This is a genomic window from Bradyrhizobium sp. sBnM-33 (assembly GCF_032917945.1).
Classification (GTDB): domain Bacteria; phylum Pseudomonadota; class Alphaproteobacteria; order Rhizobiales; family Xanthobacteraceae; genus Bradyrhizobium.
In genome coordinates this window covers 4,539,234-4,553,083 of sequence record NZ_CP136624.1, presented here as the reverse complement: position 1 = coordinate 4,553,083, position 13,850 = coordinate 4,539,234, and the positions used below count along the sequence as shown (strand labels likewise).

General features: G+C 61.0%; 16 protein-coding genes and 1 tRNA gene. 8 read left to right on the top strand and 9 right to left on the bottom strand.

Going from position 1 to position 13,850, the window contains the following annotated elements:
* The first annotated feature begins 159 nt into the window (after positions 1-159).
* Both RX328_RS20975 and RX328_RS20970 read left to right on the top strand, forming a co-directional pair.
* Complete coding sequence (locus RX328_RS20975; RefSeq protein WP_213245608.1) at positions 160-555, top strand: YciI family protein; 396 nt, start codon at positions 160-162, stop codon at positions 553-555.
* Between the two features lie 164 nt (positions 556-719).
* Positions 720-1,454, top strand: coding sequence for a Crp/Fnr family transcriptional regulator (locus RX328_RS20970; protein WP_213245610.1), 735 nt, complete (start codon positions 720-722; stop codon positions 1,452-1,454).
* Positions 1,455-1,495: 41 nt separating this feature from the next.
* Here RX328_RS20970 and RX328_RS20965 read toward each other — a convergent pair whose 3' ends face one another.
* Both RX328_RS20965 and RX328_RS20960 read right to left on the bottom strand, forming a co-directional pair.
* Positions 1,496-1,681 carry a GIY-YIG nuclease family protein gene (locus RX328_RS20965; RefSeq protein ID WP_317258806.1) on the bottom strand — a complete coding sequence of 62 codons (186 nt, stop codon included), beginning with the start codon at positions 1,679-1,681 and terminating at the stop codon, positions 1,496-1,498.
* Between the two features lie 152 nt (positions 1,682-1,833).
* A tRNA-Tyr gene (locus RX328_RS20960) sits at positions 1,834-1,919 on the bottom strand.
* Positions 1,920-2,126: 207 nt separating this feature from the next.
* On the opposite strand from RX328_RS20960, the gene rlmB reads away from it, so the two are divergent.
* Positions 2,127-2,954 (top strand): 23S rRNA (guanosine(2251)-2'-O)-methyltransferase RlmB, encoded by an 828-nt coding sequence (gene rlmB / locus RX328_RS20955; RefSeq protein WP_213245614.1) that lies wholly within the window; start codon positions 2,127-2,129, stop codon positions 2,952-2,954.
* Positions 2,955-3,010: 56 nt separating this feature from the next.
* Here rlmB and RX328_RS20950 read toward each other — a convergent pair whose 3' ends face one another.
* On the bottom strand, positions 3,011-3,403 hold the full coding sequence (locus RX328_RS20950; protein WP_213245616.1) for a hypothetical protein: 393 nt from the start codon (positions 3,401-3,403) through the stop codon (positions 3,011-3,013).
* A gap of 30 nt (positions 3,404-3,433) precedes the next feature.
* A complete protein-coding gene (locus RX328_RS20945; protein WP_213245618.1) occupies positions 3,434-3,880 on the bottom strand; it encodes a hypothetical protein in 447 nt (148 codons plus the stop codon).
* A 236-nt stretch (positions 3,881-4,116) separates the two neighbouring features.
* On the opposite strand from RX328_RS20945, the gene RX328_RS20940 reads away from it, so the two are divergent.
* Together RX328_RS20940 and RX328_RS20935 are read left to right on the top strand one after the other, a co-directional pair.
* Entirely contained in the window at positions 4,117-5,754 is a 1,638-nt protein-coding gene (locus RX328_RS20940) for an alkaline phosphatase family protein (RefSeq protein WP_213246304.1), read from the top strand.
* A gap of 155 nt (positions 5,755-5,909) precedes the next feature.
* The gene (locus RX328_RS20935; protein WP_213245620.1) at positions 5,910-6,185 is read left to right on the top strand and encodes a hypothetical protein; all 276 of its coding nucleotides are present in this window, start codon (positions 5,910-5,912) and stop codon (positions 6,183-6,185) included.
* A 62-nt stretch (positions 6,186-6,247) separates the two neighbouring features.
* Here the strand turns inward: RX328_RS20935 and RX328_RS20930 are convergent, their stop codons facing one another.
* Positions 6,248-6,472, bottom strand: a complete 225-nt coding sequence (locus tag RX328_RS20930; RefSeq protein ID WP_213245622.1) for a hypothetical protein — start codon at positions 6,470-6,472, stop codon at positions 6,248-6,250.
* A gap of 538 nt (positions 6,473-7,010) precedes the next feature.
* On the opposite strand from RX328_RS20930, the gene RX328_RS20925 reads away from it, so the two are divergent.
* Complete coding sequence (locus RX328_RS20925; RefSeq protein ID WP_249725967.1) at positions 7,011-7,679, top strand: hypothetical protein; 669 nt, start codon at positions 7,011-7,013, stop codon at positions 7,677-7,679.
* 668 nt (positions 7,680-8,347) lie between these two features.
* Positions 8,348-8,776: a LysM peptidoglycan-binding domain-containing protein gene (locus RX328_RS20920; protein ID WP_249725968.1), complete on the top strand. Its 429-nt coding sequence runs from the start codon at positions 8,348-8,350 to the stop codon at positions 8,774-8,776.
* A gap of 13 nt (positions 8,777-8,789) precedes the next feature.
* On the opposite strand, the gene RX328_RS20915 is transcribed toward RX328_RS20920, so the two are convergent.
* The 4 genes from RX328_RS20915 to RX328_RS20900 form a co-directional block, all read right to left on the bottom strand.
* On the bottom strand, positions 8,790-9,416 hold the full coding sequence (locus RX328_RS20915; RefSeq protein ID WP_213245626.1) for a methyltransferase family protein: 627 nt from the start codon (positions 9,414-9,416) through the stop codon (positions 8,790-8,792).
* Positions 9,417-9,429: 13 nt separating this feature from the next.
* On the bottom strand, positions 9,430-10,482 hold the full coding sequence (locus RX328_RS20910; RefSeq protein ID WP_213245628.1) for an NAD-dependent epimerase/dehydratase family protein: 1,053 nt from the start codon (positions 10,480-10,482) through the stop codon (positions 9,430-9,432).
* 33 nt (positions 10,483-10,515) lie between these two features.
* Positions 10,516-11,028, bottom strand: a complete 513-nt coding sequence (locus RX328_RS20905) for a DUF962 domain-containing protein (protein ID WP_213245630.1) — start codon at positions 11,026-11,028, stop codon at positions 10,516-10,518.
* Positions 11,029-11,442: 414 nt separating this feature from the next.
* The gene (locus RX328_RS20900) at positions 11,443-12,420 is read right to left on the bottom strand and encodes an AraC family transcriptional regulator (RefSeq protein ID WP_213245632.1); all 978 of its coding nucleotides are present in this window, start codon (positions 12,418-12,420) and stop codon (positions 11,443-11,445) included.
* Between the two features lie 152 nt (positions 12,421-12,572).
* Here RX328_RS20900 and RX328_RS20895 point away from each other — a divergent pair, with 152 nt between their 5' ends.
* Complete coding sequence (locus RX328_RS20895; protein ID WP_249725969.1) at positions 12,573-13,646, top strand: class I SAM-dependent methyltransferase; 1,074 nt, start codon at positions 12,573-12,575, stop codon at positions 13,644-13,646.
* The last annotated feature ends 204 nt before the right edge of the window (positions 13,647-13,850 follow it).

The window sequence follows — 13,850 nt, the reverse complement described above, 5'->3', positions numbered from 1 at the left end:
TCGCGTTCTGCTCATCAGTCGTGGGCTTCCCACTGCACGTTCAAGAGGCAACGGGTATATCGTGTTTCCGGACTGTTTCGTGCCACCGTTTGTCGGGATCGGCTGCCGCAAAACGTCCTCGAAAGGCAGCCAGTCCGGCCCGCCATAAAGGAGAAAGCGATGCTCTACGCCATGCTGGCCTATCACGTCGAAGCCGAGGTCACATCCTGGACGGCGGAAGAGGACGCGGCCCTGATGACCGAATTGCTGGCCGTGCATGAGCGGCTCAACGCCAAGAAGGTGCTCGGGCCGGCGGCGCGGCTCGGCGGAACGGCGGAAGCCCGCACCCTGCGCGGACCGGGCGCGGGAATGGTTATCGACGGCCCGTTTGCCGAGACCAAGGAGCAGTTGCTGGGTCTGTACGTATTGAATTGCGCCAACGAGGAGGAAGCGATCGCGATTGCCCGCGACCTGCGGCGTGTCAATCCGTCCGCCGTCTACGAAATCCGCCCGATCAGACTTTATCTCCCCGGTGAAGCGTTGCCGGAAACCTCGAGCGGACCCGGTCAGGGCTGATGCTTCACCATACTGCACTGCAAGGGGCTCAAAATACGACACAATAATTGACTCGCTATCCGGGCCTACGATCTCCACATTGAGTGCATCACCGACACAACCGCCCGTGGGCGTCGGTGACTGAGAGTGTTGTGCTCCCGCCTGCAAAGGATGAGGAGAGCACGATGCTTCACTCAAAAAATCGTATTCTGTCCCGAGCAAGCCCTGTCGATCTTGAAGACCTCCGGCCGCATCTTCGCGTTATCGAAATGCAACGCGGCAAGGTCGTTGCGGAGAGCCGCGCGCGCGTCAATCAGGTGTACTTCCCGCATGGCGGCATACTTTCCTCCGTTGTTGAACTGGAAGATGGTTGGGCGATCGAAAGCGGCATGATCGGCAACGATGGTGCTTTCGGAGCTGCACAAGCGCTGGATAGCAAGGCGTCGCTGCACAAAGTAGTCGTTCAGGTATCCGGCCTTGCGAGCGTCATGGACGCCGAGCACCTCAAAGCAGTTGCCCTGTCTTCTCCTGACCTGCTCGCGCTGCTCATCAAGTACGAACAATTCTTCCTCGCCCAGGTGCAGCAGACGACTGCCTGCAACGCGGTTCACACCGTTGAACAGCGGACGTGTAAGTGGCTGGTCAGGATGTGCGATCTGGTGGGCACCGAACTGCAGGTGACGCAGGAATTCTTGGCGCAGATGATGGGTGTGAGGCGAACCAGCGTAACCAGCGTTGCCAGCCAACTGCAAAAGGAAGGGCTGATCTCGTACAGCAGGGGCAACATAAGCATTCTCGATATGGCTCTCCTGCAGCGCCGCGCGTGCGAGTGCCACCGAACTGTTCGGGAACTGTACGCTGCGGAGTTCGATGCTACCGAGCGAACAGCGCTTCCGTTCCGCCCGAGCACCTGTCGTTGAATTTCGGGGCTTGGCCCTGCTGGCGGGTTGGGTTGGGCGGTCTACCAAAGCCGTTTTCTGGCAAACGCGTGCCCAGAACCGGATTTCAGATAGCGCTCGAATGTGCGCGCCTTCTGTTCGTTCGAGAACGCAACGTATGTAACCAGCTTCCAAGGAAGAAATTCAGAGGTATGGGGAGACTTGCCCGCATTATGGTCCGACAATCGCCTCTGAACATCAGATGCCATTCCGACGTAACGTCGGCCGGAAAAGCTCTCGCTTTGTAACAAGTACACGTAGTGCATCTGGAGCGGCCCTCCTTCGCCAAGGCTTCGGAGGGCATCCTGCTTCGCGGTCAGGCAGGCTGCAATCCTGCGAAGCGCGTTGGCGCGAAGCAGGATGGTGGGGAAGGAAGGACTCGAACCTTCGAAGCCATACGGCGGCTGATTTACAGTCAGCTCCCTTTGCCACTCGGGACACTTCCCCGTCCGACAACGTCACCGGACCGGCCGCCCGAGTGGCGGAGGACCGGACCCAAGGATGACGCTGAGGCCGAAAGCCCGTTTCAAAAACGGCTGCGACCGGCGCGTTTATGGGCGAAGCGGGATGGCAAAGTCAACCAACACGGACCACCAAAAATAGGTTCGATGAGGCCAAATTGCCATATTCCGGCCTCCGTGACACAAGCTCTCCATGAGCGATCGCGACCGAAAACCGCCGTTCCGCCGCGGCGGCGGCAAACACTTCGAAAAAGGGCGGAAATTGGCCCGTCCGCCGGGCTGGCGCGACCGGGACTCGAGCCCCGACGGGCCGGTGATTCTCTATGGCTGGCACACGGTTTCGGCGGCCCTCGCCAACCCCGAGCGGCGGATCCGAAAGCTGTTCCTGACCGAAAACGCCGCCCGGCGGCTGGCGGACGAAAATATCGACACCCGCGTTGCCCCCGAAATCGTCCGGCCGAACGCAATCGACCAGCGGCTTGGGCCCGACGCCGTGCATCAGGGGCTGTTGGCGGAGGCCGATCCCCTGCCCTCGCCCGATATCGAAACGCTGCCGCAGGAAGGCATCGTGCTGGTGCTCGACCAGATCACCGATCCGCACAATGTCGGCGCCATCATGCGCTCGGCGGCCGCCTTTGCGGTGAAGGCGATCGTCACCACGGCCCGCCACAGCCCGGAGGCTACCGGCGTGCTGGCGAAATCCGCCTCCGGCGCGCTGGAACTGGTGCCGCTGGTGACGGTGCAAAATCTCGCCCGCGCGCTGACCGAGTTGAATGACCGCGGCTTCTTGACAGTCGGGCTCGACAGTGAGGGGACCGATGACCTCGCCGCCGTGCCTTTGCAGCAGCCACTGGCGCTGGTGCTGGGCGCCGAGGGCAAGGGCCTGCGGCAACTGACCCGCGAGACCTGCCGCGCGGTGGCGCGGCTTGACGTGCCCGGCGAGATCAAGAGCCTGAACGTGTCGAACGCCGCAGTGCTCGCGCTCTATATCGGCGCGAGCCGATTGGGCTTGATGAAATGAACAACGCCCGCTCGCGACAAGCGAACGGGCGCTGAAACTCTCAGGCTATCGTTGGATCAGTAGTACCGGCGCAGCACGCGCTGACCGTGGTAATAGCGCGGCGCGTAGCCGTGGTGATAGCTGTGGCGGTGATAGTGGCGGTACGCGCGATACGGGCGGTTGTAGCCATAGCCGTAGCCGGAGATCGAGCCTTCGCGATAAACCGGACGCGGCGCCCAATTGCCCGGGCCGGTATAGGTCGGGCCCTGGTTGACGTAATAATACTGCTGCTCCGGATCGGGCAGACGCTCGCGGACCCAGCCGCCGCAGGGGCTGCAGCCGGCATAGCCGTAGGTCACGGCCGGTGCGACATAGACCGGCGCTGCGCAAGGGGCGTAGCCGCAGGCCATCGCGGGCGCGGCGGCCATGACGGCCACTGCCGCGATCAATCCCTTAAGTATCTGACGCATTACTCTCTCCTGTCCTTATTTTGCTTGGTCTTAACGTGGAAAGTGGTGGGGCCATCGCCTGTCGTCGCGCGGCGCGTAGATGATCTCCGGCGGATCGACCGGCACGTTGGACTGCGCCGGCAGCGGCGCCGACTGCGCCGACCAGGACTGATGGTAGCTCTCGGCCGGTTGCGGCAGCCGCCGGTTCGCCGGCGGCTCGATTTCAAGGCGCCCGTAACCGGGCATGCGGCCGGCGCTCGGATAGTAATGACCGACGCGCGGGACCGGATCGATATAGCGGCCGCCATAGACGGTCGGCTCGACATGGGTGCCCTTGCCGAGGCCCCAGTCACCCTCGACCACCGCATAGGATGCGTCGACGCCGTTTATGATGACGGGAACGCCGGGACGGCCCGGAATCACGATCTCGAAGCCGCCGCCGGCAAAGGCGGCCGAAATCGTCGCGATCAAAAGTGCCAGTGTGACGCCAATGCGCATTGCTTGGGATCCGGTTTTCCGAGTCCCAATTTAATCCAACACGCCGGTCCCAAGGGTTAAGGCGGCCGGCCAAACTGGCGGTAAGGCTAACGCGCAACCGTGGATCGCCATTCAATTGCGAGAAATGGCGCTATCCAAATGTTAACGCCTCGGATCTAGCCACCCGCTCGATTGTCATTTGCGCTGACATATCGCACCATCCCGGCCCCTTCCCGATGACACCCGAAATGCCTGAGATGACAGCCAAGATGCCTGCGAAGAACGTGCTCTGGATTATGTGCGACCAGCTTCGCTACGATTATCTCGGCTGCACCGGCCACCCTGTGCTGAAGACGCCGAACATCGACGCGATGGCCAAACGCGGCGTGTTGTTCTCGAACACCTATGTGCAATCGCCGATCTGCGGGCCGTCACGGATGTCGTTCTATACCGGCCGCTACATGCGCTCGCATGGCTCGCACTGGAACGGCTGGCCGCTGCGCATCGGCGAACCGACGCTCGGCGATCACTTAAAGAAGATCGGCGTGCGCAACGTCCTGGTCGGCAAGACGCATATGGCGCCCGACCTGGAGGGACTGAAGAATCTCGGTATCCCCGCCGACTCGATCATCGGCGTGCATGTGTCGGAATGCGGCTTCGAGCCTTATGAGCGCGACGACGGCCTGCATCCGACGGGACGGCCGCGCCCGGCCTACGACAATTATCTACGCCAGCACGGCTATGACGCGCCCAACCCCTGGGAGCACTGGGCCAATTCCGGCGCGGCGGAAGATGGGACCTTGCAGACCGGCTGGCTATTGGTTCATGCCGACAAGGCCGCGCGGGTGCCCGACGAGCATTCCGAGACGCCTTATATGACGCGACGCGCGATGGAGTTCATCGCGGAAGCCGAGCACGACGGAAGGCCATGGTGCCTGCATCTGTCCTACATCAAGCCGCACTGGCCCTATATCGCGCCGGAGCCCTACGCCAGCATGTACGGTCCGCAGGACGTGCAGCCGGTGATCCGCTCGCAGGAGGAACGCGCCAACGCGCATCCGGTGTTCGCCGCCTATATGGACATGCGCTATTCGCGCAACATGTCGCGCAACGAGGCGCGCGAGAAGGTCATTCCGACCTATATGGGCCTGATCAAGCAGATCGACGACCAGATGGGCGTCTTGATGCGCTTCCTGGAAGCGCGCGGTCTGCTCGACACCACCATGATCGTGTTCACGTCTGATCATGGCGACTATCTCGGCGATCACTGGATGGGCGAGAAGGATCTGTTCCACGAGCAATCCGCAAAAATCCCGCTGATCGTGATCGATCCCTCGCCTGCCGCCGACGCCACGCGCGGCACGGTCAGCGATGCGCTGGTCGAGGCGATCGACCTGGCGCCGACCTTCATCGATTATTTCGGCTCAACGCCGCCGGATCACATCGTGGAAGGACGCTCGCTGGTGCCGCTGTTGTATGGCCACAAGCCTGCCGATTGGCGCAAGGTGGTGTTCTCCGAATACGACTACGCCATGCAGGACGTGCGCGTGATGCTGAACCAGCCGATCGAGCGCTGCCGGCTGTTCATGGTGTTCGACGGCCGCTGGAAATACATTCACGCGTCCGGCTTCCGGCCGATGCTCTATGATCTCGAAACCGATCCGCAGGAATTTGTCGATCGCGGCGCCGATCCCGCCTGCGCCGATATCGTGGCGCGGCTGCAGTCGGAGCTGTTCGATTGGGCGCTGCACCCGAAGATGCACATCACCACGCCGAACGCAAAAATTGCCGCCTATGCCGCCCAGCAATTGCAGGTCAAGAACGGCGTTTTGATCGGCATCTGGGACGAGGCCGAGCTTGGTGCGATCAGAGAGAAGATCGGGATCAAGCCATAAGACCGGTGATGCTCATTGCGCGACGAATCGCCCAAGCAAGAAGACGTCCGGCATTCTGTCTCGGCATCAAGTGAGCGTGAGACGTGAGGCACTTCACAGTTGAGAATCGCGAGTTGATTTAAGGCCGTCGCAAACCCGGCTTCGGGAGACGAGCCATGCCATTATTCAATAGCCAAATCGATTGGCAGGGAATGGGCACGATAGCAGTGGTCGGGCTTTTCACCCTGTTCGCCCTTACGTTCGCCGTTGTTAGTTACGTGGAATCGTCATCGAATGCCGACGTGGCCGAGCCTATGAGCGCGACCGAGTCATCGGCATCTGATCCGAACCATTTCAACGAATCTGCAGCCCAGATTCATTCCCTCAAGGACCGAACGAGCTGCCCCCTCGGCAAGAAATCGCCACCAACTCAACTACTGCCCTTGCCGTAACCTACACTTCAGGCCAATTCGATCCCGTGCGCTTACGACACATCGTACGCGACGGGACGATTTCATCCGCGGCCGATAAGTTCAACCGGAGTACGGTAGAGCTCGTTACTGTCTCCGTCGGTGACACGCACAGCACATCCCGTGGAACACAGCTCGGGACGAACGATGCGAAGCTCGCTCGCGAGGCTTTCGGCCTTATCGATCGCATTTTCTGTGTTTTCGAGAAACATGCCGCCCTGGTTTTTGAGCTCCGCGCCGATGACGAGATCAAAATTGAAGTATGGCATTGGTGCCCCCTGCCAAATCCAACCTGTACGGGATCTAAGCTGAGTCTGGTGGGTTCCCTCATTTCAATTCTACTTTTGACATCTGATTGTGGTCGTCTGTTGCGCTTCGGTACCGCGACCGCACCATCGGGGTGCACACCGCTCGACGAGCCACCTGCTGGTCGAAATCTGAGTGGTCGGACCGCCGCAATCGTGATTTTCCCGCAATTGAATGAAAGGGCGGCCTTGGCCTCAGAGTTCCAACGACCAGAAATTCGCAGCATTATCGCCCGCGGCACGATGCGTTCTGCTCCGGGCGCCTTGGCGAAATCCATTGAGGAGTCTGAAAACTGGTGTTGCGGCGGAGACACGTCGTGTTGGTAAATTGCGGCTGTTCACGCCACGTTTTATTGCAGTTCCGAGCGCGCGGGCGCTACGGTCGCTTGGCGAAAGACTTCGCAGCACTTCGAGGGGCGCAATGAAGCCATATCGCGGCGATATCGGATCTGTCGGCTGGTTAGCCTTTCTCTGCCGGGCATCGTTGCGTCGAGTGCACGCGATGGCTATCGCGGTCTTGCTGCTCCTGGCGATCGGCGCAAGCCCCGCACAGGCAAGGAGTTCCGCGTCGGCAGCCTCGACTGCTCATGTCTATCTGCTCCGCGGCGTGCTCAATATTTTCTCCCTGGGTCTCGATGATATTGCGGTAAAGCTGCGGGCGCAGGGCATCCCGGTCACTGTCGCGAACTTTGCCTCCTGGTCGTCGCTCGCCGACGAAGCCGCCGCCGGATACAAGAGTGGCAGGATCAAGACGATCATTCTGGTCGGGCATTCCTCGGGCGCGACCGCGCTTCCCGACATGGTCGCCAAGCTGGATCAGCTTGGCGCTCCCGTTAGGCTCGCCATCGGCCTGGATTCGGTGTTTCGCACCAGCCTCTCGGGACGCGTGGGACGCTATATAAACTTCTACATCGCCAACGGCGCCGGCACGCCGGTTCAGAAAACCGGACAATTCCAGGGCAAGCTCGAGAATGTGAATGTGCAGGACGTGCCTGGCGTCGGGCACATGTCGATCGAAAAGAACCTGATCATGCAGCAGAAGGTGATAAGCGAGATCGACGCTGTCGTCTTCGGCCGATCTGTACCAGCTTCGGGGGCGCAGAGGCCGCGGCAACCTGAAGCGGCAAACGCGACGAGGCCCGGCACGGCAAGCGCCGCGGCGGTACGGTAGTAGTTCGGTTCGATCGGTTCAGGTGGCTGCGCCAACTACGAGCGCCGCAAATTCTGCTAATTCCTCGACGATAGATCACCCGCAGAGCGCTGGGTGGCGTGGCCCGCCGGCATTCGAGGTCCGGCACCTCTACGCCTAAATCGCGAGCGGAATGTACATGAGAAGTCCGACGCTGGTTGCAGCCGTGGTGATCCGTGCAGCCCTTTCCGTCTGCATCTTGTCGGCCGTCTGCAATGTGGCGGTCGCCGGTCCGGCTGCACGCACGACCAATGCTGTCGCGACGGTCGCCCCCGACACGCCGCCAGCCGCGACTCAGCCGCAGGCGCGCGTCTACCTGTTCCGCGGCGCGCTCGGCCCGATCTTTTCGCGGGGGATGGATCGCCTGACCAATCGTCTCCAGGAAGCCGGTATCCGGGCTGACGTCTACGAATTCACGATTTGTCGGCTGATTGCGGATCAGGCGATCCGCGATTTCCGGAACGATCCTGCTCCGATCGTCCTGATCGGTCATTCGATGGGCGGACTGTGCGCCTTGACGTTCGCCGGCATACTGAAGTCCGAAAACATCCCGGCAAGTCTGGTGGTCACCATCGATCCGGCTCAGGCAAGCCCGAAGGTGCCGCTGAACGTCGAGCGTTTACATCAACATTTTCCTGTCCGACAGTATATTGGGCGGCGGCGATGTGGTGGCGGAGCAGGGTTACCAGGGTCACTACGCGAGCTTCGATTTGAAGCAGCACGGCGAAGTCACCCACATCAACATCGACAAGATGGATTCCGTCCACGAGCAACTGGTGACAGCCATTGCGCAACTTGCGACGACGCCTTTGCCGGCCAAGGGAGAGGCAGTGCCGCTGCGCTACGTGGTTCCTCCTGATGCCCCGCTGGAACTGTGGGACAGCGGCACGCAGCAATTCGCCCGTTCGGGCGATACCTTGCAGAGGCTTGCGGCACTGAACCATGTACCGCTGTGGTCACTGACCCAGGCCAATCAGTATTCTGACAGTGCACCGCTGTCAGTTGGCCAACCCGTCCTGGTTCCGCGCCGCCTCGTCCCACCTGTCGCGACGTCAGCGGCGTCGCGACGAAAACGGTAGGTGCAGAGCGACGTCAGGTGCGCGGCAGGAACGGGATCAGCATCGGAACGCGACGGCAATACGATCCATAGGCATCCACACCGAGTTCCGCCGTGAGGAAGCCCTCCTCCATGCGAGCCTTCAATCCCATCCCGAGCGAGATCAGCGCCGCCCCCAGCATCGCGCTCACTGTTCCGACCGCTATACCCGTCACCAGCATTCCGGCGATAAGCCCCGTATAGATCGGGTGGCGCACCAGCCCGTAGGGACCGGTGTCAATGACCCGATGACCTTCCTTATGCGTGATCGCGTTCGACCAGAATCGTCCGAGATGAATTCTCCCCCACCATGTGAATGAGATCCCCGCAAGGACAAGGCAGGCGAGCACGTAGATGCCAAGGCTGCCAAACTGCCAGAGCGGCTTTTCCCCCAGGACCTTGCCAGTCAATGGCAAGAAAAGAATGGCCCCTACGAGAATGGGGAAGCGGTATTTGAGCGAGTCCCAGGTCATCACGTGTTTCTTCGTTTGACCAGACCAGAACGACGCCAAAACCCAGCTCATGACCCACAAAATCCAGATGATGGCGAGCAACTGTGTGGGCCAGCTAGTGGTCCAACCACTCAAGGCGAAAGCCAGCCATTGACCAGGATCGTTCAGCATGTCGCGGACCATCTTAGGCGATTGGATCAACCGCCGAACAGGCGCTCGACGTGAAACGCGTACTCGGCGCTAAATCCCATTCAGGTTGATTGTGCCCGGCATCAAGCAGATGCGCAATGGTTTCACGCAATACGGGTTCGACGGGACCCGGCGCATAGCCCAGCTCTCGTTGCGCTTTTTCGATCGACAACGCCCCCGCCCGCAATGCGATACGAACGCCTTCGGCCGTACCGGACGGAGGCCGGCGCGTCACGTGATCGGCGATGAATTCCAGCGTTGCAGTGACCATTTCGGCGACCTTGCCGTTCACTTGAATGTACCGGACGCGGCGGCCGCTGATATCAGCCATGAGTTCGAGAACCCGTCTTAGCGGCATGCTTTCGCCACCGAGAACGTAGCGATGTCCAGCGTGGCCGCGCTCCATGGCAAAGATCAGCCCTTCGGCGGCGTCGCGGACATCGACGAGGTTCACGACGAAATCAAGGTGCAAATGAAGACGCCGTTTGAGAAAATACCGGAGCATCGCCGTCGGCGGGGTAACGTTGTGGTCATAAGGCCCGACGGGCATGGTGGGACAGCCGATAACCACCGGGTATCCGGATGCGGCCGCCTGCATAGCGAACCGATCGGCGAGCATTTTCGAGCGCGTATATGGACCCGGCATATCGTCCGGCAGCAACGCATCGTCAGCGACAGGAATCATCGATGGCGAGGCACGGAACAGAATGGACTCCGTCGAGCAGTGCAGGAAGCGCTTTATGCCGCGCTTGCGCGCCGTCTCAATAACGATCTCGGTGCCGCCGAAATTGACGGCGTGAAAATCGGCCTTCCGCGGCAGCCACATCCCCGGCAGGCCGGCCAGGTGATAGACCTCGTCGACCCCATCCATCGCGCGGTCAACCAGGTCGCGATCAAGTACCGATCCCCTGACATACTGAACCTGCGGCAACGCGCGAGGGGGCGGCTGAAGATCGAGCACCCTCACCTGCCGACCTCGCGCTATCAGCGCCGAGACGAGGTGCTTTCCGACGAATCCACTGCCGCCCGTGACCAGTATGTGCGTCATGCTGCCGATGGTCTCAAGCTGAAGTATTTGAGATCAAGATGCAGCGCCTTGCGGATGCACTTGGATGATGATGGCGAGATCGCGCCGAAAGCCCAGCGCGATAAACAGCTTTGCCATGACAAACATTGGGCCCAGCAACAGGTGAGTAGGATTGTCGACCAGCGCCGGCTGCCGCTGCTCGAACACGCGGTGCCCAATAATCTGCGATGCGACGCCGACGACAATCAGGACCACCGTAAGTGACCACATGCCGGCAGTCGTCATATTACCGACGATCATGGCGGCGACTGAGAGCAACACAATTGCGGCCCCAAGGATCGCGGCTCCGAGGGCGGAATCGAGCAGTAACCAGTAGACGAGCACCGGTATGACAGCGATGGTTGCCGCGCTGGTTTGGAACCCGAATACGTTGATGGACCACAAGCTGAGCGGAACGATAGCGGCCAGGAATAGGGACACGATGCCGAACACATGCATTGCGCAGTTCCAGGGATCACGATGATACTCAACGTAATCCGCAAGCTGCCGCCGAAAATACGAATTCATGCGGTGCTTATCCCCCTGCTATCGGCAGACGCGGTGAAACGGGTCAACCAAAAACCCAGCGCACCTGCTTCGATCCCCAACTTCCGTCAGAAACAGAATGGTAGTTAAACTAGGAAATCACCATCAAGTCAAAACGCGGACGGGGCACGTTTGACGGCCCTTCGAGCGCGCGAAGGCGCTGCCAACCTTGACAAATCATGCACTAATTCAGGCGATTAGCATCGTACAGGGTCTCGGGAACACCACGCGTTGCGATAATTTTCCCCGCAGGTGTTGCCATTCAGCCAACCAGTCACGATCGTTTCGTGAGCCCTTTACCTCACGACGCTAAGCACCAGGGCAATCGCTCTGACGAGAATGAGGCTGACCGCCCGAACTCCGCGACCAGCCATCAGGAACGCATCCTCTGAGCGCCTACTCCGGCGATATCTGCGTCTGCCGCCAGGCCGCCGGTGGTGTCCCTACCGTTCTGCGAAACGCACGATTGAAGGCGGCTTCGGAATCATAGCCAACCGCCTCCGCCACGCGGGCGATCGGATCGCTTCCAGACGCTAGCAGACCGGCAGCGAGTTGCATGCGCCAGCGCGTCAGATACTGCATCGGCGGTTGCCCGATCAGATGGGTGAACCGCTGCGCGAACGTCGATCGCGACAGCCCCACGGCCTTCGCGAGCTCATCCAATGTCCAATTGGCCGCTGGCTCGCCATGCAAGAGATTCAGCGCTTGACCGACGTGTCGATCGGCCAAGCCGGCAAACCAGCCGGTCTGTTCGGGGCCAAGCGCTTCAATATGGCACCTGATCGCCTCGACAAAGAGCAGTTCGCCCAGCCGGGCCAGCACGCCCTCCCCGCCGGTCCGGCGCCCCTCCGATTCAACCCGTGCGGCATTGATCAGGTAACCAAGTCCCGAATTCTCCCGATATGAGCTTCCGCGCAGATGAAGGACGGCCGGCAGCGATTCCAGGAGTGGGTTGAAAGGACGCGCGTCGCAGCCGAGAAATCCGCACAGGATGCGCGCGTCGGCGGGCCCGTTGTCGCCGAGGCGGAGCTTGCGGGGAAGCTGGTCAGCCGTCGGCCGATGATAGTAACTCAGGTCAGGGACCGCCTGCATGCCCGGCGCACTGGAAAGCACATGCGCTGAACCTTGCGGAAATGCGATGATATCGCCCGCCTCGAGCCGTACGGATGGCTCATCGATCAGCCCGCCCCAGCAGCACCCGTCGACAACAACGTGATACTCGATGACATGCTGCGCCCCCGGCAACACGGCTGAAGCGCAGGCGGACGAGGCCGGCGCCGCGGCAGCCCATGGTGCGCGGACGTCAAGATGGAAGAACATCGCACTGCAAAGTCGTACGGCGCGCAACACATCGGACAGGGCATCCGCCCCCATAGTCGCAGCTCCAATCGGACGATCGGTCACGCTTCTCGGACGAACGGCAAAAATAGGAAGGATTCAGACGCTCAGTCAAGCCATCCGGCAGTCTGGTCATTTGCCGCACCCCCCGCGAGGACCTATGTCCCATCGCGCCAAAGGAGGCAGCAATGAACATGATGGTCAGAGAATTAAACGAGCAGAAGCTGGAAGTATTTGTTACGCGGATACTGGGCGATCTCGGCGCCGCCATGATTGCACCGCTGGTGCGCATTGGCGACGAACTCGGACTGTACAGCACGCTCGCCGCGTCGGGACCGGTGACGCCGGAAGAGCTGGCGCGCCGTACCGGAACAGTCGAGCGCCTTGTGCGCGAATGGCTCAGCGCTCACGCCGCCGCCGGCTATCTGGACTACGACGCTACGACCAAGCGCTTCTCCATGAATCCCGAGCAGGCCATGGTGTTCGGCAATCCTGACAGCCCGGTCTACATGCTGGGCTCGTTCGAGGTTTGCCAGGCCGTTATGGTTGACCAGCCCAAGGTGAGCAAGGCTTTCCGCAACGGCGGCGCCGCCGGTTATCACGGGCGATGCAATTGCCTGTTCAGCGGAATGGCGCGCTTCTTCGGCGTGAGCTACAAAGCCCATCTGGTGCAGGAATGGCTTCCCGCATTGGACGGCGTGGTCGAAAAGCTTGGCCGCGGTGCGCGGGTCGCGGATATCGGCTGCGGCCATGGCATCTCAACCATCCTGATGGCAAAAGCATTCGAACGGTCCAGATTTCTCGGGATCGACAACCACGAAGATTCGATCGCCTGCGCCCGCGACGCCGCGAAACGCGACGGCGTAGCAGCCAGGACGGAATTTGATGTCGCCACGGCCAAGAATTTTGTTGGCGGCAATTTCGACCTAATCTGTTGTTTCGACGCGCTGCACGACCTTGGTGATCCCGTCGGCGCAGCGAGCCGCATTCTGCAGGCTCTCGCCCCTGACGGCACGTTCATGGCCGTGGAGCCGCTTGCAGGAGACCGGCTGGAGGACAATATCAATCCGGTCGGCCGCCTCTATTATGCCGGCTCCACCATGATCTGCACGCCGGTTTCCCTGGCGCAGGAGGTAGGGCTCGCCCTCGGTGGGCAGGCAGGACCAAAGCGGTTGGAAGCGGTTCTGCGCGAAGCAGGATTTAGCCGTGTCCGGATCGCAGCCGAGACACCCTTCAACATCGTGCTCGAAGCGCGGCGATAAGATTGACCGCGCTGTCGTTTCTTACGCCACCGGAGCGCTGCTCTCCGGTGGCAAAGGTGGCTAATCATGACGCAGGCGTTACAGACAAAACAAGGCAATCGAGGACTTGGCCAGCAAGGACTTGGCCAGGCCGGCTGGATCCTCGATCATTGGATCGCCTCTTTCCTCTCAGCGGTTGAGCGCGCTATCCGTCATCAACGCACG